This is a genomic window from Solidesulfovibrio fructosivorans JJ] (assembly GCF_000179555.1).
Taxonomy (GTDB): domain Bacteria; phylum Desulfobacterota; class Desulfovibrionia; order Desulfovibrionales; family Desulfovibrionaceae; genus Solidesulfovibrio; species Solidesulfovibrio fructosivorans.
In genome coordinates this window covers 41,433-60,924 of record NZ_AECZ01000023.1, presented here as the reverse complement: position 1 = coordinate 60,924, position 19,492 = coordinate 41,433, and the positions used below count along the sequence as shown (strand labels likewise).

General features: G+C 66.7%; 19 protein-coding genes. 4 read left to right on the top strand and 15 right to left on the bottom strand.

Annotation, left to right across the window (positions count from 1 at the left end; all coding sequences use genetic code 11):
- Positions 1-35: 35 nt before the first annotated feature.
- The 6 genes from DESFRDRAFT_RS15055 to DESFRDRAFT_RS15030 all read right to left on the bottom strand — a co-directional run bounded on the left by DESFRDRAFT_RS15055 (position 36) and on the right by DESFRDRAFT_RS15030 (position 7,455).
- A complete protein-coding gene (locus DESFRDRAFT_RS15055) occupies positions 36-1,025 on the bottom strand; it encodes a radical SAM protein (protein WP_005995300.1) in 990 nt (329 codons plus the stop codon).
- Positions 1,026-1,031: 6 nt separating this feature from the next.
- Positions 1,032-1,520 (bottom strand): peroxiredoxin, encoded by a 489-nt coding sequence (locus DESFRDRAFT_RS15050; RefSeq protein ID WP_005995299.1) that lies wholly within the window; start codon positions 1,518-1,520, stop codon positions 1,032-1,034.
- Complete coding sequence (locus DESFRDRAFT_RS15045; RefSeq protein ID WP_005995298.1) at positions 1,517-2,218, bottom strand: lytic transglycosylase domain-containing protein; 702 nt, start codon at positions 2,216-2,218, stop codon at positions 1,517-1,519. Before DESFRDRAFT_RS15045 ends, DESFRDRAFT_RS15050 begins: the two co-directional genes overlap by 4 nt.
- 72 nt (positions 2,219-2,290) lie before the next feature.
- Positions 2,291-3,868 carry an ATP-binding protein gene (locus tag DESFRDRAFT_RS15040; protein WP_005995297.1) on the bottom strand — a complete coding sequence of 526 codons (1,578 nt, stop codon included), beginning with the start codon at positions 3,866-3,868 and terminating at the stop codon, positions 2,291-2,293.
- 305 nt (positions 3,869-4,173) lie between these two features.
- On the bottom strand, positions 4,174-6,390 hold the full coding sequence (locus DESFRDRAFT_RS15035; protein WP_005995295.1) for a hybrid sensor histidine kinase/response regulator: 2,217 nt from the start codon (positions 6,388-6,390) through the stop codon (positions 4,174-4,176).
- A 39-nt stretch (positions 6,391-6,429) separates the two neighbouring features.
- A complete protein-coding gene (locus DESFRDRAFT_RS15030; protein WP_005995292.1) occupies positions 6,430-7,455 on the bottom strand; it encodes a tetratricopeptide repeat protein in 1,026 nt (341 codons plus the stop codon).
- Between the two features lie 339 nt (positions 7,456-7,794).
- Between DESFRDRAFT_RS15030 and DESFRDRAFT_RS15025 the strand changes: the two genes are divergently transcribed.
- From DESFRDRAFT_RS15025 to DESFRDRAFT_RS15010, 4 genes are read left to right on the top strand one after another with little or no spacing between them, the layout of a single operon-like run.
- Positions 7,795-8,238: a TadE/TadG family type IV pilus assembly protein gene (locus DESFRDRAFT_RS15025; RefSeq protein WP_005995291.1), complete on the top strand. Its 444-nt coding sequence runs from the start codon at positions 7,795-7,797 to the stop codon at positions 8,236-8,238.
- Between the two features lie 28 nt (positions 8,239-8,266).
- Entirely contained in the window at positions 8,267-9,625 is a 1,359-nt protein-coding gene (locus DESFRDRAFT_RS15020) for a VWA domain-containing protein (protein ID WP_005995290.1), read from the top strand.
- Between the two features lie 20 nt (positions 9,626-9,645).
- Entirely contained in the window at positions 9,646-10,143 is a 498-nt protein-coding gene (locus DESFRDRAFT_RS15015) for a TadE/TadG family type IV pilus assembly protein (RefSeq protein ID WP_005995289.1), read from the top strand.
- 23 nt (positions 10,144-10,166) lie between these two features.
- Entirely contained in the window at positions 10,167-10,493 is a 327-nt protein-coding gene (locus DESFRDRAFT_RS15010) for a hypothetical protein (RefSeq protein ID WP_005995288.1), read from the top strand.
- An 84-nt stretch (positions 10,494-10,577) separates the two neighbouring features.
- Here the strand turns inward: DESFRDRAFT_RS15010 and DESFRDRAFT_RS15005 are convergent, their stop codons facing one another.
- The 9 genes from DESFRDRAFT_RS15005 to cpaB all read right to left on the bottom strand — a co-directional run bounded on the left by DESFRDRAFT_RS15005 (position 10,578) and on the right by cpaB (position 19,380).
- A complete protein-coding gene (locus tag DESFRDRAFT_RS15005) occupies positions 10,578-10,925 on the bottom strand; it encodes a hypothetical protein (RefSeq protein WP_005995287.1) in 348 nt (115 codons plus the stop codon).
- Positions 10,926-10,938: 13 nt separating this feature from the next.
- Positions 10,939-11,883, bottom strand: coding sequence for a type II secretion system F family protein (locus DESFRDRAFT_RS15000; RefSeq protein WP_005995286.1), 945 nt, complete (start codon positions 11,881-11,883; stop codon positions 10,939-10,941).
- A 7-nt stretch (positions 11,884-11,890) separates the two neighbouring features.
- A complete protein-coding gene (locus DESFRDRAFT_RS14995; protein WP_005995285.1) occupies positions 11,891-12,871 on the bottom strand; it encodes a type II secretion system F family protein in 981 nt (326 codons plus the stop codon).
- Positions 12,872-12,932: 61 nt separating this feature from the next.
- Complete coding sequence (locus DESFRDRAFT_RS14990) at positions 12,933-14,303, bottom strand: CpaF family protein (RefSeq protein WP_005995284.1); 1,371 nt, start codon at positions 14,301-14,303, stop codon at positions 12,933-12,935.
- A 15-nt stretch (positions 14,304-14,318) separates the two neighbouring features.
- Positions 14,319-15,227, bottom strand: coding sequence for an alpha/beta fold hydrolase (locus tag DESFRDRAFT_RS14985; RefSeq protein WP_005995283.1), 909 nt, complete (start codon positions 15,225-15,227; stop codon positions 14,319-14,321).
- A gap of 149 nt (positions 15,228-15,376) precedes the next feature.
- On the bottom strand, positions 15,377-16,549 hold the full coding sequence (locus DESFRDRAFT_RS14980; protein WP_005995281.1) for an AAA family ATPase: 1,173 nt from the start codon (positions 16,547-16,549) through the stop codon (positions 15,377-15,379).
- Between the two features lie 24 nt (positions 16,550-16,573).
- Positions 16,574-16,843: a hypothetical protein gene (locus tag DESFRDRAFT_RS14975; RefSeq protein ID WP_005995279.1), complete on the bottom strand. Its 270-nt coding sequence runs from the start codon at positions 16,841-16,843 to the stop codon at positions 16,574-16,576.
- Between the two features lie 49 nt (positions 16,844-16,892).
- Positions 16,893-18,479, bottom strand: a complete 1,587-nt coding sequence (locus DESFRDRAFT_RS14970; protein WP_005995277.1) for a type II and III secretion system protein family protein — start codon at positions 18,477-18,479, stop codon at positions 16,893-16,895.
- Entirely contained in the window at positions 18,466-19,380 is a 915-nt protein-coding gene (gene cpaB, locus DESFRDRAFT_RS14965) for a Flp pilus assembly protein CpaB (protein WP_005995275.1), read from the bottom strand. The genes DESFRDRAFT_RS14970 and cpaB overlap by 14 nt, the downstream gene beginning before the upstream one ends.
- Between the last annotated feature and the right edge of the window lie 112 nt (positions 19,381-19,492).

Sequence of the window (19,492 nt, the reverse complement as noted above, 5' to 3'; positions counted from 1 at the left end):
AACCCTTTCTACAGAAAGGGTTCCCCCCGGTTCCTCTACAACATCGCGTAAAATTCGGCTGGGGAGAGTTCCGTGGATTCGAACCAGCCCCGTTCGGACAGGTGGCGGCGGATATCCTGGCACAGTTCGCACTTGTTGACGTAGCCTTCGGGCCGGGGCGTGTAGTCCTCCAGGGCCGTGGCGTAGTCGTAGAAGCCCCGGATGCCGGTCTCGGCCAGGGTGGTGAGGATCGGGTAGCGTTCCGGGTCCAGCGGCGCGCCGAGGTCGTCGGCCCGAAAGGCCAGCCCCGAGCACAATCCCGGAATGTAATCGCCGTAAAGGTCCATGTGGAAATGGCCGACGTCGGTCAGTTCCGCCCGGCAGTCGGCCGAGGCCTCGGCCAGGATGGCCGCAACCGGCCGCCGGCCCAGGGCCGGGGCGAAAAGGTCGAAGGCCCGGCCGCCCAGATGGATCCATATCCGGCGCAGAACCTGAGCCGGGTAATCCTGACCGAAACGCTCCTGGTATTCCCGAAAGGGGTGTGTCCTATCGGGGTCGAAGGCGCGCATGTCCTCCAAAAAATGCTCCTGCCAGGGAAAGACGACGATGCCGGCCGCCTGGGCCGCTTCGATGGTGCCGAGGGTCTTGCGCAAAGGGATGAAGCCGTTGTGCATGGGCGTGATGGACACCAGCAGCCGGGCCAGCCCCATGGAGCGCAGTTCGGTCAAAAGCTCCACGGCCTCTTCCGCGTCCGTGAACCAGGCCCCGCTCGTCTCCACATATTCGATGGGCATGCCCGCCTCGTCGGCGGCCGCCAGCAAGCCGGCCAGGGACAGGGGGTCGGACAGGGGTTCGCCGCCGCCGATGTGCATGGCCGCCGCGCCGAGCTCCCGCGCCTTGGCGAAAAGGGTCGTGGCCAGCCCCTGGTCCATGTATGCGCCTTCGCGAGCCGGGCCGCCCCGATACAGGCAATGGGGACAGGCGCTTTGGCACTGGTAGGTGGCGATAAGCCCGCCCGATTGGAGCCGCGAGACGCACAAGGACATGGGGCGTTACCCTTGCGCCAGCCCGGTCAGGGCCTTGAGCACCGCTTCGGCGTGCCCGGCGGCCTTGGCCACCTTGGGCCAGGCCCGGCGCACCACGCCCTCGGGGTCGATGAGAAAGGTGGAACGCACCACGCCCATGGACTCCTTGCCGTAAGCCTTTTTCAGCCGCCAAGCGCCGTAGGCCTTGTGAACGGCCGTATCCGGGTCGGACAGCAACCGCACGGTCAGGTCGTTTTTGACGATAAATTTCTCGTGGGAGGCCGGGGCGTCGCGGCTTATGCCGACCACGGCCGCGTCAAGCTCGACGAACCGGGGCATGAGGGTGGAGAATTCCAGGGCCTCGGTGGTACAGCCGCTGGTCATGTCGCGCGGATAGAAATAGAGCGCCAGCCAGCGGCCGGCGAAATCGGCCAGGGAATGGACCTGCCCGGAAGCGTCGGGCAGGGAAAAATCCGGCGCGGGCCGCCCCGCTTCGGGCCAGAGGACTTCGCTCATGGGTTCTCCCGTCTGCCGGCCAGGGGCGCGGCGTCGGTCAGGGTCAGCTTCTTGTGCATGGAATCGAGGTCTTCCACCGGATAGCGCTGGCGCAGGTAAAAATAGCGGTCCACGACTTTCAGCACGTAGTCCTTGGTTTCCTCATAGGGCGGCACCCCACCGTGCTTGGCCACGGCCCCGGGGCCGGCGTTGTAGGCGGCCAGGGCCATGACCTCGGTCTGAAACCGGTCCAGCATAGACCGCAAATATTTCGTTCCCGCGGCGATATTGCGCTCCGGGTCGAACGGCTCGCTGAGCCCCAGCACTTTTTGGGTGTCGGGCATGATCTGCATGATGCCTTGGGCGCCCTTGGGCGAGACCGCGCAGGGGTTGAACCGCGACTCCTGTTCGATCAGCGCGTAGACGAGCCTCGGATCGAGGCCGTTTTTCCGGCTGTAGATATTGACCCAGCGCAAAAGCTGCTTGTTCTCGATGAGCGCCGGGTAACGGCAGGCCACGGGCTTTCTGCCGTCGAAACGGTGCCCGGCCTCCCGCAGCTTCGCGTCGCGCTTGGCGGCGGCCACGGGATCGGGCAGCGCGATGCCGTGGATTTCGGTCGCCGAGGTCGGCACGGTGGCCATTTTCGGCCCGGCGGCCAGTGTGGGAAACGCCGTCGCGACGACAAGAAGCGCCGTCACGATCGGCAAGACAAGTTGCATGAACACGACTCCTTGGTCCTCTCTTTTCCGCCCCCTACCTTCTTCCCCGGGGATTGACAAGAAACGGGGGCATCAACGCGCCTGCCTTCGCCAACGCTCAATCGTGTCGGCGATAAAACCCGGCTCGTTACGCGGCGCGGACCAGACTTCGGAAAAGCGCGCCGTGTCGCTGCGCGGCCGTTCGCCGTCGGCCAGATCGCGCAGGCGGATGCGCATGGGCACGGGCACGCCCTCGCCCACCACCACCGCCTCCTGGGTGCGCAGCGCCGGCAGGGCGGACAAAAGCCCGGCCGCGTTTTCCGGCATGGCCCGGCGCACGAAAAGCTGGTCCTGCTCGTTGCTCATGCGAAGCGACACCAGGGTGTTGACCTGGGACAGCACGGTTTCGGAGATCTCCGAGGGGCGCTGGGTAACAAGCCCGAGAGACACGCCGTACTTGCGGCCCTCCTTGGCGATGCGCGAAAGCGCCCGGCGGGTCGGGCCGAACGCGGCGGCCGAGTCGCGCGGCACGTAGCGGTGGGCCTCCTCGCACACCAGGAGCACCGGCACCCCGCGCCCGCGCTCGGTCCACAGGGCGAAATCGAAAATGAGCCGGCACAGCACCGACACCACCACGTCCACGATCTCGGCCGGCACGCCGGCCAGATTGAAGATCGTCAGCGGCCGCCCGTCGGCCGGAAGCCGCAGATACCGCGCCAGGACATCGGCCATGTCGTCCTCGACCGTGAGCTGGCCGAACATAAAGCTGAAACGCCGGTCACGGCGCAGGGCGTCGATGCGCGCCGTCAGGCGCAGATAGGGGATGGAACTCTCGGGCTTGTCCAGCCGCCCCATGCCGACCTTGAGCAGCTCCAGCACCCGGGCGAGCCGATACGGCACCGGCGTGTCGATGGTCAGCGCCGCGTCGTCCCGCCCGGCCCCGCGCATGAATTCCGCCTTGGCCGCCAGCACGCATTCCTTGAGGATGTTGGCCTCCACCTCGCGGTAGGGCTGCTCGCCGCTGCAAAAGACCTGGGTCATCTCCTCGAAATCGAGCAGCCAGTACGGCAGGACCAGGTTATCGGTGGTGACCGACTCGGCCATGTCGCCAAAGGCGGCGGCGTATTCGTCGTGGGGGTCGAGCAGCACGATGTGGCCGTGGGCGTGGGCGGTCAGAACCGAACGCAACAGCACCGCCACCGTGCAGGACTTGCCCGAGCCGGTGGTGCCGAGCACGGCGAAATGCTTGCCCAGGAAATCGTCAACCACCATGAAGGCCGGCACTGCCGCGTCCTGGTGCAGCGAGCCGATCAGGACGCTGGACTTGGCCGGCTTGGCATAAATGCGGGCCAAATCCCCGGTGACCGCGCGCCGTACCACCGCCCCCAGCTTCGGGCTGATGGATACGCCGCGCTGAAACGTAAACGCCTCGGTTTCCGCCCCGAGGCTCTCGCCCAGAAGCGCCAGCCGGGCCGTGCGCATGCCCCCGGCCTCCGGCCCCGGCGCGGGGGTGAAAAGCGCCTGCACCAGTCCAAAAACCATGGACCGCTCCGAGACGATGACCGCCATGTCGCCCACGCCGACATCGGCCGCCACCGCCGCGTCCAGGACTACCATGACCTCCGCGCCCTCCACGGACGCCACAGACCCGATCGGCATACGCTCCGGCATACATGCGCCTCCGGCGGCCAGGGGGAAACTTTTTGAAAAAAGTTTCCCCCTGGACCCCCTTCAAAAACTTTCAACGGGCTTCATGCCCACCTCAAAAAAACAAACATCTTCCATGCGGCGCTTCGCCGCTGGCGCGGTTGTTGCCGCAATCGCGTCCGGCGTCGAGGCGCGAAGCGCCTCGTGCCGCCGGGCCGATTGCGGCGACAAACAAAGGACGTCCCGCCGCCCCAAGAGACCAACCCATGCCCTATCCCCCGCCGCTCCGGCCCACCAGCCCAACCCGGTAAAGGGGGGTCCGGGGGGCATCAAGCCCCCCGGTCGGGAGGGTCCGGGAGGGGCGACGCCCCTCCCGCCTCTTTCCTTCCATTCCCGCCATTCCCGCCGTTTCCCCCATTCCCTCCGTTCCCTCCAGCCCCGCCATTCGCCAACGCCGCCTCGATGGCGGCGGCCAGGTCGCGGCGCAGGATGGGCTTGAGAAGCAGGTCGCGGATGCCGATGGCCCGGGCAGCCTCCCTACTCATGGTCTCGCTGAAGCCGGTGAGCATGAGCACCGGCAGATCGGGACGGATAGCCAGGGCCTCGCGGGCGAGGTCGGCGCCGCTTAGGCCCGGCATGTTCTGGTCGGTGACCATGAGGTCGCAGGCGATGGGATCTTTTTGGATGCGGGCCAGTGCCCGCCGGGGATCGGTTTCGGCCTGGACGGCGTAGCCCAGGGATTCGAGGAGTTCGCGGCCGATTTCGGCCAGAGCCGGCTCGTCATCGACGAACAGCACGCGTCCCCGGCCCATGCGCGGCTGGGGTCCGGCCTCCTGGTCGACCTCGCCCGCATGTTCGGCCAGGGGCAGGTAGACGCTGAAGGTCGCGCCCTGGCCCGGGGCGCTTTCGACCTTGATGTCCCCGTTGTACTTGCGCACGATGCCGTGGGCCACGGCCAGGCCCATGCCCGTGCCCTCGCCGGGTTTTTTCGTGGTGAAAAAGGGATCGAAAATCCGCTCCTGAATCTCGCCGGGGATGCCGGGGCCGGTGTCGCGCACCCACAGGCGCAGACAATCGGCGGGCGGCGCGTCGTTGGCGATGGGGCAAAGGCCGCCGGGGCATTCCTCCAGCCCCACCTCCAGCACGCCTCCCGTATCGCGCATGGCCTGGGCCGCGTTGCCGCACAGGTTCATGATGATCTGCTGGATCTGGGTGGGCTCGGCCAGGACGGTATCGCGGCCGGGGCGCACGGCGTCCACGAGTTCGATGGAGTTGGGCACGGTGGCCCGGATGAGCTTGAGGGTCTCCTTGACCAGCGGCCCCACGTGCAGGGGCTTGGCCCCTTGTTCGTTCTGGCGGCTGAAGGAGAGGATCTGGAGCACGAGGTCCCTGGCCCGGCGGCAGGCGGACAGAATATGGTCGACGCGGCGGGCGAGCGGACTGTCCGGGGGGGCGTCGCCTTCGATCATCTCGGTGAAGCCCATGATGATGCCGAGGATGTTGTTGAAATCGTGGGCGATGCCGCCGGCCAGAGTGCCGATGGCCTCCATTTTCTGGCTCTGGCGCAGGCGTTGTTCGAGATTTTTGCGTTCGGTGATGTCGTGGGCCACGAACACGGTGCCGATGGGGGCGTCGTCGGCGTGGGAGAGCGGCGAGGCGGTGACGAGGAATTCCCCGTGCAGCCTCGGGATGGCGATTTCCCGGGAATGGTGGCGGCCGTCGGTCATGGCCAGGATTTCCCGGGAGCGCTCGCCGGGCTTGTCTGGCGGATCGAAGACGAAGGCGGCCTCGCGGCCGACGACCTCCCGGGGCGGCAGGCCCAGGCGGTGGGCCATGGCCAGGTTGAGGCGGCGCACCCGCCGCTCGCTGTCGATGACCACGACCATATCCTGAACGGAGTCGAAGATGCCCTCCCATTCGCGCTTGGCCGTGACGATGAGTTTGGTGACGCGTTCGCGCTCGTCGATTTCCCGGGTGAGCTTGCGGTTGGCGCTGGCCAGGGCGGCGGTGCGCTCGGTAACGCGGGTTTCCAGGCGGCTTTTGAGCGCGGCGAAATCGCGTTCGGCCCGCCATTTGGCGCACAGGGAGGTGGCGAACTGGCGGATCTCCTGGGAGTGGAAGGGCTTTTGGATGTAGAGCAGCTTGTCGGCCGGCGGCACCCGGGCGGCGATGGTGGCCGGATCGACGTCGGTGAAGGTGGTGACCACCACGATCTGGACCCCGGAATCGAGGGCCCGTATGGCCTCGGCCGCGAAAAGGCCGCCATGCCCGGGCGGCATGTCGATATCCAGAAAGGCGGCGGCAAAGGGCCGGTGTTCGCGTTTGGCCGCGACCACGGCCGCGACCGCCTCCTCGCCCTGGCGGCAAAGGGTCAGCTCGAACCGGGGGGCGTCGGGCACGGGGGGCGCGCCCCCGAGACCGTCGAGACCGCCCAGGACATCGTCCTGGGGGGCCAGGATTTCGGTGAAAAGGTCGAGGATGCGCGGCTCGTCGTCGGCCACCAGCAGGCGCAGGGGCGCGGGTGTCGGTTGGGAGGATGCGGCCATGTCGCGTCTCGCCTTTCCGGGGCGGGCAATCGCCCCGGCCTAGGGCATCTCCAATCTGTCCAGGCGTTCGACCGTGGCGGCCCGTCCCGACGTAGCCGGCGCGGCGGGCGCGACGGCGGGCTTGGCTACGGCCGGCTGGGGCGCGGGGGCTCCGGCGGCCGGCCGGGCCGGGGCGGAGGACGGCAGGGCCACCTCCTCGGCCGTGGACAAGCGGGTCAGGTTGTCGTGGGCCACGGGGTAGAACTTCGGATTGGCGGCGATGGCCCGTTCGAAAAATTCCTGGGCCTTGGCCTTATTGCCGGCCTCCATGTAGCACACGCCGACGTTGTTGAGCGCCGTGGACTCGCCGGCGACGCTGGCGAACGCCGAGTAGGCGTCGTCGTAGCGGCCAAGCTTGCACAGGGCCAGCCCCAGGTTGTTGGCGATCTTGGGGGATTTCTTCACCGCCCCGGCCTTGGAAAACGCGGCCACGGCGTCCTCGGTGCGGCCCATGAGCATGAGCGCGATGCCCCGGTTGTTCTCCACATCCGGGTCGAAGCCGACGGCCAGGGATTTGTCGTACACGGCAAGCGCCGCCTCGGGCCGGCCTTCCCGGGCCTCGATGGCCCCGAGCAGGGCCGCCGCGCGGGACAGGGACGGCGAAAGCTCCAAGGCGTTGGCCAGGGCCTTGGCCGCCTCGTCCTTGGCCCCGCCGAGGTAGAGGGCGAAGCCGAGCCCTTGCAGGGCCGGGGCGTGCTTCGGCTCGGCCTTGAGCGCCGCCCGGTAGGCCATGGCGGCATTGGGATAATTGCCCACGCGCAGGTACAGGTCGCCCATGCGGGTGTGGACCACGGCGGGCGCGGCACCGGCGGCAAGCGCCGCCAGATAAAGCCGGCCGGCGTCCTTGGGATCGCCGTGGGCAAGCGCGGCATCGCCGGCGGCCAGGGCCTCGACCCCGGGCTTGCCGGCCAGGGCGTCCGGCCCGGATTTTCCCTTGGACCCGGCGCAGCCGGCCAAGCCGCCGAGCCCGGCCAGACACACGGCCACCAGCGCGGCCGCAAGCGCCGCCCGTACCTTTTCCTTCACCGCGAGCCCTCCCCTTATCCTTCGCCCTGTATAGCAAAGGCGGACGAGGGGGTAAACACGGCCGCCGGACGAGGGCATCCCCCCGCCGTCCTTTGCTGGAAGAACGCCTCCACAAAAAGTGGTTCGACCGCGATACAATCCACGATTCATAGACTCCATCCGACGCGGCCGCCGGCCTTTTCCGGTTCGGGCAAAAAAGATTTGCCCAGCGGCCCTGTTGCGCGAGCCGGCCGCCTCCGACTCCCTTCCCCCGCCCTGGCATGAATCTTTCAGACGCCTAGGGGAATGCCCCTAGGGGGAATTGCGCATCCTAGAAAAATGACAAGCGAGATACGTGCCATGAAACGACTTCACAGGGACCAGCGCGGCCTGGCGGCCGTGGAAATGGCCATCGCCATGGTGTTGCTCGTCCCCCTGCTCCTCATTCTCGTGGAGGCGAGCCGGGCCCTGACCGAGTATTCCCAGTTGCAAAACGCGGCCATGGAAGGGGCGCGCATGCTGGCGCGGCAAAACGGCGAGACGGGCGGGGTCGAGGATTACATCAAAAACACGGTGCTCACGGACGCGTCCGGGAAGTCGCTTTTCGACGGCGCCGAGCCGACCGTGACCATCTCCCCCCGCGACGCAAACAACAACGTAACCGTGCAGGTGGACCATGACTACAACCCCTCGTTCATGCCGCAATACGACGCCTCGGGGAATCCCACTCCTTTCAATTTGCCTGGATCGGATACGCTCACGATTTCGGCCAAGACGACCATGGCGTTGCCGGCTGCAAACTAGCCGCGGCGACGCCCGTGGGGCGTCGAGCGTGGTCGTCGCGGCGACGCTGGTCGGGCTTATGGCCGCCGTGGGCGTGGCCGTGGACCTCGGCCGCGTCTACGTGGCCCACAACAAGCTGCAAAACGCCGTGGACGCGGCCGCCCTGGCCGGAAGCCTCCAGCTGCCCGACGACCCGGACGTGGACAACGGCAAGGTCTCGCAGGCGGTCACGACCAACCTGGCCGCCAACGACCCCGAAGCCAAGGCCACCGACATTTCCTCGGGCGGCGCCACCCGCAGCGTGTGCGTCACGGCCGAGGCCGACGTGGACATGACGCTGTCCAAGGTGGTGGGCCTCGACGCCACCACGGTTACGGCCGAAGCCTGCGCCGGCTACAACGACATCGAACTGGTCATGGTGCTCGACGCCACGGGCAGCATGAGAGGCACGCCGATCGCCAACGTCAAGGAAGCGGCGGCGAACCTGGTCGACCTCATCATGCCCGATTCCGGGGCCAACACCCGCTCCAAGATCGGGCTGGTCCCCTTCCAGGGCAAGGTCCGCATCGACGGCAACGACCCGGTCACGGCCGAGCGGGACCCGGACGGCGTGGGGGCCGGCTGCCGCAACGCCGACGGCACCCTAAACGACGGCAAGCTCAAGACCGAATACAGCGACACCCGCAGCCGCAACTCCATCTTCTACGGCTACACCATAAGCGGCGTGAGCACCTATTACGACCGAACCTGTTCCGGCATGTCGCCCATCCGGGCCCTGTCCTCGGACAAGGAGGCCATTCTCGACAATATCGGCGCCATCAACGCCGGGGCCGTGACCTCGGGCACGCTCATCTCCGAAGGCATCAAATGGGGGCACAAGGTGCTCTCGCCCAAGGCCCCCTACACCGAAGGCAACACGGACAAGAAGGTGCGCAAGATCATGATCGTGCTCACCGACGGCGACACCGAGGACGGACGTTGCGGCGGCCGCTACGCCTCGGCCTCGCGGACCGTCAACGCCTACTGGACCAATGCCTACTTCGGCCAGGGGCTGCGGCCCAACAGCGCGAGTTCGCCCTACGACACCCTGTCCACGGCCTCGGCGACCCTGGCCCAGATCCCGGATTGCACCGACGGCGGCAAGCTCAACCAATACGTCCTGGACGAGGCCGACGACGCCAAAAACGACGCCGACTATCCGGTGGAAATCTTCGCCATCCGCTTCGGCGACTCCGATGCCACGGACATAAGCCTCATGAAGCGGATCGCCTCGTCCAAGTCCGGCACCGACGACCATTATTACGACGCGCCGGACAGTTCCGACATCAAGGACATGTTCAAAAAGATCGGCCAGCAGCTCGGCCAGCGCCTCATGAGCAAAAAGGAAGCCACCACCGGCACGCCATAACGGGGAAAAGGGACACGACCATGCGCACGCAACCGCTCCGCAACCAGCGCGTCTCCCGCCGCCGGGAATCGGGCGCGACCGCCGTGGAATTCGCCCTGGTGCTGCCCGTGCTGGTCTTCATGCTGCTTGGCATCATCGAAGTCGCCAACATCCTGCGCATCCAGTTCACCCTGGAAAGCGCGGCCACCACCGTGGCCCACGACATCTCCCAAAACCCGAACATCACCAACCAGTCCGCGGCCCAAAACCTTTTTGACGGCAAGCAGGACAGCTACGCCCCGCTCGTGCAGCAAGGCCGCGACACATCCGATCCCTCGGACCCGCCGGCCCTGGCCATGAGCCCGACCACGCGGCCGACGTGCAATTCGAGCTCCTGCACGCCGTTTCTGATCACCATCACCTACACCTACAAGGCGATGACCGCGCCCATGCAACCCTTTTTCGACGGGCTGACGCTGTCCGCCTCGGCCCGCAAGAGCCCCGAGCCCAACACGAGCACCGCGCTGGCCGCCCAATAGCGCGCATCCGGAGGAAACGCTCCATGAAAAAGATCTCCATCGCCCTGGCGGCGGCCCTCGTCCTGACCCTGGCCGGCCTGGCCCCGGCGGCGACGACCAAGGCCAATATCGTCGCCTTCTACAATGCCTACCTGGCCCTGGTCAGCGCGAGCGACTACGTGCCGCTGTCGCGGGATACGCCCGAGGCCTACGACGCCAAGTTCGACGCCATCGCCCGGGACGCCGGCTTCGAGGATGCCGCCGCCGCCCTGGCCGCCAGCGAGGATTACGCCGACGACGCCGAGGTGGCCGCCCTGCGCAAGGCTGTGGCCGACAAGATTCTCGAGCAGTACCGGCCGTACAAGGAATGACGCGCCCCTGGAAAGTTTTTGAAAGGGGGGTCCAGGGGGGGGGAAACTTTTTGAAAAAAGTTTCCCCCCCTGGCGGCGTTCACATCAAAAATAACTTGAGAGCGCCAGGGCCAGGGCCAGGCCGATGGCGGACGTGACCACGGACACCACAAGCCAGAGGGCGAGGCGGCGGGCCAGGAAAGTGCCGGCCAGCCCCGTGCCCAGGCGCGGAGCCGGGATGATGCCCTCGGCGCGCAGCAGCCGGTACAGGCCGATGACGGCCGCCAGGCACACGGCCAGGGCCAGCAGGTTGTCGGGTTTGTGGAAGAAATCCGAGAGTCCCCGGGCGGCGTCCAGGGAGTGGTGCGCGTTGCCGGAAAAGGCGTCGGCGATGTCCTTCCCCTTTTCCCCAAGCTCCCCGACGGAGCGCATGACGTCGTCCGCGCCGGCCATGCCCGTCTCCCTATTACCGGTTGATACTGCTGAACATCCGCATGAGGCTTATGCCCGCCGGCCCCAGGATCACGATCAAAAGCGTGGGGAAGATGAAAAGGACGAGCGGGAAAAGCAGCTTGACCGGCAGCTTGGCGGCCAGTTCCTCGGCCAACTGGAACCGCTTGGTCCGCATGGAGTCGGCATAGACCCGCAGGGTCTGGGCGATGGAGGTGCCGAACATGTCGGTCTGGATGAGCATGGCCACAAGGCTGCCCATGTCCTCGAGCCCCACCCTATTCGAAAGATTCTTGAGCGCCTCCCGCCGCGACTTGCCGGCCCGAAGCTCCAGGGTCAAAAGCCGCAACTCGGAACTTAAAATCGGCTCCTTGTGGGTCATTTCCAGACACACCCGGTAGATGGCGGCGTCGAGCCCCATGCCCGCCTCGACGCAGACCACAAGCAGGTCCAGGGCGTCGGGCAGACCGTGCAGAATGGCCTTCTGGCGCTTTTTCACCCGCGAATCGAGCACGACCCCCGGCAGGTAAAAGCCTCCGGCCACGCAGGCCAGGGCCGCGAACATCTTGTACTGGGCCGGAATCCGGCCGGAAGCAGCCAAAAACACGCCCACGAGAAGCCCCACCAGGGCCGCGCCGACCTTGAGGCCCCAATAGATCTCCACGGCCCCGGGCTGGCGAAACCCGGCGTGGATCAGGGTCGTGCGCGTCTTGGAAAGCTCCTCGGCCTCCTTGGGCTTGACCGCCTCGCCAAAGCGGGCGGCCAGTCCCCGGCCAAGCCCGGCCAGCCAGCCGATCACCCCGGGCCGGCGGCCGCCTTCCGGCCCGGCCGGATGCAACACGGCCATGGCCCGCTCGGCGATCTCCCGACGCTTTTCGCGCTCGTCGCGCAGCACCATGACGGCGTACACGAAAAAGCCGACGCTGGCGGAAACAAGCAGGGAGATAAGGATGATCTGCATGGCGACCTCAGACCTCGATGCGCACCATCTTGCGGATGACCAGGACGCCCAGGGTCATAAGGCCCATGACGACATAGATGAGGATGCGGCCCAAAGGCTCGGTGAAAAGCAGGCCCAGGTAGCCGGGGTTGAGGACCTGCACCGCGCCGCACACGAAAAACGGCAGCAGGCACAAGACCCAGGCGGCCATGCGCCCCTCGGCCGAAAGCACCCGGATGCGCCCCTTGAGCTTGAGCCGCTCGCGGATCAGGGAGGCGATGTTGCCGATGATCTCGGCCAGATTGCCGCCGGTCTCGTTCTGGATCTTGACCGAAATCACGAAGAAGTTGAGGTCCGGGCAGTCCACCCGGTCCATGAGGTTGTCCAGGGCCACGGTCACGCCCATGCCGAAGTTGATCTCCTCCAGGGTCGTCCGGAACTCGCTGCTTATGGGCTCGGCGAATTCGCTGACCACCATGCCCATGCCGCTGGTGAAGGTATGCCCGGCCCGAAGCGCCCGGCCGACAAGATCCAGGGCCTCGGGCAACTGGCGCTCGAACTCCGTCATGCGCTTGGCCTTGCGCATGGCGATCCACTTGAAAGGCAAAAAACCGAGCCCCACGCCGACGGCCAGACGCGCCAGAAGATTTTGCGTGTAGATCGAGGCCGCCATAGAGCCCGTGACGGCCAGGACCAGCGACAACAGGACGAAGACGCCAAGCGGCGCCTCGATGTCCGCCTGGTCGAGCATCTTGTCCATGCGCCGGCTCCAGGCCTGGCGCGACAAAAAGACGTCCAGCCAGCGCAGCCCGCTCATCTCGTGGCGCTTGACCAGATCGCCGGGCACGTCCGCCGCCTCCCGGGCGCGCGTCGCCGCCTCGATGCGCCGGGCCAGCTCCTTGCCGCTTTTGTCCGTCAGCCGGCGCACCACGAAAACCGCGGCCACGAACACGTAGACCAGCGACAAAATCCAGGCCAGCGACAGGATGTTCGGCGGTCCGTTGGTCATAAGCGGCCTTCCCCGGAGGGGCGCGCCAGGCGTTGCGGCGTCATGCGGCTCCCCCGTCGGATCAGGTCTCGACGACGTTTCGCGGATCGAAGATGCCGTTTGGCATCCGAATGCCCTTGGACTCGAATTTGGCCGCGAACTTCGGCCGGATGCCCCGGGCCAGAAACGCGCCCTTGACCTTGCCGTCGGCCGACACCCCGCGCTGCTCGAAGGCGAAGATCTCCTGCATGGTGATGACCTCGCCCTCCATGCCGGTCAGTTCCTGAAAGCTGACGAGCTTTCTGCTGCCGTCGGAAAAGCGGGAAATCTGGATGATCACGTCCACGGCCGAGGCGATGTAGCGCTTGAGCGAAAGCGGCGAAATGGTCAGCCCGGCCATGGCCACAAGCGTCTCCAGGCGCATGAGCGCGTCGCGCGGAGTGTTGGCGTGCAGGGTGGCGAGCGACCCGTCGTGGCCGGTGTTCATGGCCTGCAGCATGTCCAGGGCCTCGGCTCCGCGCACCTCGCCGACGATGATGCGGTCCGGGCGCATGCGCAGGCAGTTGCGCACGAGGTCGCGCTGGGTCACCTCGCCGCGCCCCTCGATATTGGGCGGCCGCGATTCCAGGCGCACCACATGGTCCTGCTTGAGCTGCAATTCGGCCGCGTCCTCCACGGTCACGATGCGCTCATCGTGGGGGATGAACCCGGACAGGCAGTTGAGCATGGTCGTCTTGCCGGTGCCCGTGCCGCCGGAAATGAGGATGTTGAGCCGGGCCAGGACAATGCCCTGCAACACCTCGGCGAAGTCGCGGGTCATGGCCCGAAAGCGGATCAAGTCCTCGATGGTCAGTTTTTCCTTGGCGAACTTGCGGATGGAAAGCGCCGGGCCGTCGATGGCCAGCGGCGGAATGATGGCGTTGACGCGCGAGCCGTCGGGCAGGCGCGCGTCCACCATGGGCGAGGACTCGTCCACCCGCCGGCCCACCCGGGACACGATGCGGTCGATGATTTTCTTTAAATGATCGTTGTCCTTGAAGCGCGATTCGGTGAGCACCAGCTTGCCGGCGCGCTCCACGTAGATCTGGCGGTAGGAGTTGACCAGGATATCGTTGACGCTCGGGTCCTTGAGAAAGGGCTCCAGCGGGCCAAGGCCGAGCATCTCGTCCTTGACCTCGCTTATCATCCGCTCGCGCTCGGCCTGATTGAGCGGGGTCTGGGCGAACTCGTCGCGAAGCAGCCGCTCGACCAGCTTGCCGATCTCCGCGCCGATGGCCCCGGCGTCCAGCGTGTCGAGCAGCGACAAATCGATCAGGTCGATCAGCCGGTCATGGATGCGGGTCTTGATCTCGTAATACTCGTCAACGGCAACGCCGGGCTCCTTGCGCTCCGTCGCGGCGGGCATCCCGGGCCGCTGCCCCTGCCGCATAAGCGGCGTTCTTCCGCGTTCCATTGCTCGTGTGCTCCCTTAATGCAATCCTTCAACGCAGGCCCAGCCTCGCACGGCCAGCACCGCCCGGGCGAACGCCTCCGGCGCTTCCTGGGGCGGATTGTGCCCCACGCCCGGAATGGTCCTGTGTGCGAAGCGGCCGGTGAAGCGCGCCGCGTTCCCGCAATCCAGTCCACGGGGCATCACGCCGTCGTCCTCGCCGTCGAGCGCGAGGGTCGGCACGGCGATGGACGGCTGCGCGGCCAGCCGGCCCTCGACCGCCGCATAGGCCGGATCCCCCGGAGCCAGGCCGTGGCGGTGGCGATAGGAATGGATCACCACGTCCACGAAATCGGGGTTGTCGAAACTTTCCGCGCTGGCCGCGTACACGTCGTCCGTGAAGTTCCAGGTGGGCGACCACAGCCGCCATAAAAGCCTGCAAAAATCCTGCCGGTTGCGCGCAAGTCCGGCCCGGCCCCGCTCGCCATGAAAATAATACTGGTACCAGTACCGGTATTCGTTCCCCGGGGTGTCCGGTTCGCCCGCCTGGGCGATGTTTTGTATATTGTAGCCGTTGACCGTGACCAGGCCCATGACCCGCTCGGGCCAAAGCGCGGACACGATGCACGCGGCGCGCCCGCCCCAATCATACCCGGCAAGCACGGCACGCTCCAGGCCAAGGGCATCCAGAAGCGCCAGAAGATCACTGCCAAGAGCGGCCTGTTCCCCGGAACGCGGCGTGCGCGCGTCCAGAAAACGCGTCGGCCCGAAGCCGCGCAGAGAGGGGACGATCACCCGCGCGCCCTGGGCCGCAAGCGCTGGAGCGACCGCGTCATAGGCGCGGATGTCGTAGGGAAAACCATGCAGCAAAACCACGGGCCAGCCTAAGCGATCGCCCCTCTCGTCGTAGGCAACCGAAAGGACTCCGGCATCAATGGATTTGAGCATCGTGGATTTCCTTTGCGCCGTTTCGCCGCCGCGCGCGTCCGCTTGGGCGGCAGCTTCCGGCCGCGCCGGGCCTGGCCGGCTCAAACAGCGGTCCCCATGCCCCCATACACCACGCGCCCGGCCCCAACAATATCCCGGCCTTCCGGGATTCACGCCTTGCGGCCGGTGAGGCGTTTGAGGCCAAAGAGGCCTTTTTTGCGTTCCGGTTCCGGGACCGGGGGGGCCAGGGCCCGGGCAAGCTCGGCCAGGGCACGGGTGACCGGTGCCTTGGGCGCGGTTTCGAGCAGCGTCTTGCCCTGGTTTATGGCCGTAAGCGTCGTCGGGTAGTCGTTCGGCACCCGCCAGAAGACCGGCAGGGAAAGCGCCTTTTCCATGTCCTCCACCACAAGGTCGCTGTCGCGCAGGTGGCGGTTGACCACGATCTTGAGTTTGTCCTCGAGTCCGGCCTCGGCCTGGCGGATATTCTCCAAAAACCGGCGCACGTTGGCCAAACAGGGCAGATTCTGGACGCACACGAGCACGATGGCGTCGGAGATGTCCATGACCTTGAGGGTGATTTCGTCGAGGTACATGCCGAGGTCGATGACCACGGTGTCGAAGACCTGGCGCATGAGCTCCAGGAGCCTGGAGATGTTTTCCGGGGAGGCCATCTGGAGGTCGTCGAGCCGGCTCGGCGGGGCCAGGAGGTAGAGCCCCGAGGGATGGCGCGACATGACGCTCATGAGGTAGGTGGCGTCGAGGCGGCTGATGTTGCCGAGCACTTCGCCCCAATGGTATTTGGGGGTGATGTCCAGGAAAAGCTGGGCTTCGCCGAAAGGCAGGTTCATGTCCACCAGGGCCACCGAGGCCCCGGGCCGAAGCGTCAGACAGGCGGCGGCGATGTTGACGGCGGCGGTGGTGGTGCCCACGCCTCCCTTGGCCCCGAAGACGTCGATGATGGCGCCGTGTTTGCCGGCCATGGGCCCGAGCCGGCTTTCCCGGCGGGCCTTGAGCCGCCACAGCGCCATGCGCACTTCCTCGTGGTTGACGGGCTGGGGGAAAAATTCGCGCACACCCTGGCGCATGAGCCGCATGAGGACTTCGGCGTCGTAGGCCTGGGCCGTGAGGAACACCTCGCGTTCGCCCCGCCGGGCCACGGTCTCGGCCAGGGCCTCCAGCGCCTCCTCGCCGCCTTGCGGGTCGAGTTCGCGCACGAGCAGCTCGGCGAACTCCTCTCCGTCGCCGATCACCTCGAAATCGCCGTCCTCGGACAGGCATTCCTCGAACACCCGCCGCGCGGCCGAGGCGTCCATGTCCAGGAACACCGTAAGCTTCTCGCGCATGCCTTGCCCTCCCGGCCGCCGTCGCTACTGGCCCCTGACCATGACGATCGGATTGGCGGCGGACTCCTTTTCCGACGGCTTGGCCTGCTGGTAGCGGTCGTAGGCCATGGCCGCTTTTTCCCCGTCCATGCCGACCACGGGCGTATCGTCGCCGGCCGTGGGGTCGATCTTCTGGTTGTCGAACACGGCGTGAAACGACTTGCCGTAGTCCCAGCTCTGGGTCTTGTCCGCCTGGCAGCCGAAAAGGCCGCCGAGAAGGGCGAGAAACGCCAGCGTTGCCGTCATGCGGTGCATGGGAGCCTCCTGCCGGATATGCTTCCGGTTGCGACGGAGCACGCCGCGGTTACTGCATTTCCTTGGGCCGGGCCACGGCGGCCACGGGCACGGCATGGCCGAAATCGCCGTCCAGGGCGGCCGGGGTGCTAAGCGACTGGCCTTGGGCCGCGCCGGCGTCGGATTTTGCGTCCCGGCTGATGCCCAGGAAAAACTCCAGATCGTCGGGCTCATGGGCCGAATCCGTGGGCAGGGAAATGGCCTTCTTGTCGAGCGGCTTGACCAGATGGGCGGTGATGAGGATCACGAGCTCCGTCTGGTCCTTCTGGTACTGGGAGCTTTTGAAAAGCGCGCCGAGCACCGGAATGTCGCCGAGCACGGGATACTTGTCCATGGAGTCGCGGGACTGCTCGTTGAGCATGCCGGCGATGGCGAAGGTCTGGCCGTTTTTGAGCTCGATGGTGGTCGAGGTCTGCCGGGTGTTGATGGCCGGCACGGTGGACCCGAGCAGGGTGATGGCGCGGGTGTAGTCGAGGTTGGAGACCTCGGGGTTGACCTTGAGGTTGATGCGGTCGCCGGCCACGACGGTGGGCGTGAAATTGAGCTGCACGCCGAACTTCTTCCACTCGATGGAGGTGGTGCCGAGCCCCGAGGACACGGGCACGGGAATCTGGCCGCCGGCCAGAAAATCGGCGCTCTGGCCGTTTAAGCAGACCAGGTTCGGCTCGGCCAGGATTTTGACCAGTCCGTTTTGCTTGAGCATGTCGACGACGGCGGTCATGGCCGTGTTGCCGGCGCCGCCGAAATTGGTGTTCCAGCGCGCCACGGCCGTGCCCTGATTGAAGGACATGGTCGCCTTGCTGGAGGGCTGGTTGAACTCCCGGTAGGCCAGCTGGATGGGCGTTGAATCGAAGCTGGAGTTGCCGTCCCCGGAGTTGGCCGTCATGGTGATGTATTGGTACGCGTTTTGGGGATAGTAGGTGTCGAACATGCCCGAGGCCACGGACGAGAGGCTGCCGATGAGCGTGTAGGCGAAGTTGCCGTCGCCCACGGCATTGAGGTTGATGCCCATGCGGTTGACCAGGGACTTGGACATCTCGGCCACGCGCACCTCGAGCATGACCTGCTGCACGCCGCCGACGGAAAGCAGGTTGAGCACCTTCTTCGGCGCGTAGACCTCGGCCAGGGCCAGGGCCTTTTTCATGTTCGCGCTGTCGCGCACGGTGCCGGAAAGGGCGATGGAATCCTGGCTGGACATGACCTCGATGCCGCTCTCCCCGGGCATGACGTCGTGGAGCATCTTTTTGAGCCGGGAAATGTCCGGGGCCACGTCCAGGTCGTAGACGGCCCGGACCTTGTCGCCCTTGTCCCAGAGGGTCAGGTTGGTGATGCCCGGCGCCCGGCCGGTAACGTAGATCTGGCGCGGGGAAAGCAGCACGAAATCGGCGATTTCGGGTTGGGCCACGGACACCCGCGACACGTCCGCGTCGCTTTGCAGGATGACCGACTTGCCGATGGTCAACGACAGCCTGGGCGCGGTGCGCACGGCCACGGTCCCCATCCGGCCCGGCGCGGCGTAGGACAACGTGGCCATGCCGCAGACAAGCAGCCAGATGAGCGCCCGGACGCCCGGTTTGGTGAAGTTACGGCCGCGCATGGCTTTTCTCCTCAGGCTTTGGCGGGTTCTGGCCGTCGAGGGTGATGCGCTCGCGTTCGGTGCCCCGGATGATTTCCACGCTGTAGCCGCCCTCCTCGGGCTCGGCCTCGTCGGGAGCGCCCTCCAGGGGGGAGGTCGGCGGTCCGGCCGGCGCGGCGGCAAAGGCCTCCAGGCTCCCGGCCACGTCCGCGCCGGGGGTCTTGACCACGTCGTCGTCGCCGGGCTTGCGCAGGGCCATGTGCATGCTGCCGAGATCGGCCGCCAGGGCCAGCCGTTCGGCCTCCTCGGGGGTGACCATGAGCGTGAAGGAATCCGTGCTGGCCAGCTCTTCCCGGCCGTCCTTGCCGATGCGGGGCTCGAGCTCGGTGCCGGTGGCCAGGACCGGAATGTTTTCCAGAATGACCTTGGAGACCTTTTCCTCCTGCTTGCCGGGCCGGGAATAGGTGACCACGACGTCCACCCGGCTGCCCGGGGTGACGAGTCCCCCCGAGCCCATGACCTTGGTGCCCTTGACGGTGACCGCCCGCTTGCCGGGGGCGACGGCCGCGTCCAGCCCGCCCCGCGTCACGCCCTTGGCCATAAGCTTGTCCGGGGTGATGGGGTCGTCCTTGGAAATGTCCCGGGCCGCGACGCGGCCCTCGGCCTCGGCCACGGCGCGAAGCGCCCCGCCGGGAACGGCCTCGGCCTCATAGGGCTTAAGCCGCAGCATGGCCGCGTCCAGGCGCGCCCCCTTGGGAATGGCCCTGGCGGCCACCAGCACGTCGACCTTTTTCGCTTCGACCTTGGGACGCTGGGCCTGCCCCGGCCCACGCACCGAGCCCAGCCAGCGGATGGTCAGCACGCCGGCCGCCACGGCCAGGATCACGGCCAGGATCATGTGGGGGATCGCCTTGGACTTCATCCGCTCCTCCGTCCCGGGACGCGCCTTGCCGCGCGCCGCCGGCAGCCGGAACACAGCGTTGTTTTATTTTGTTAAACGGTGGCACAGGCCAGCCGCCCTCTTCCTCCCGAAT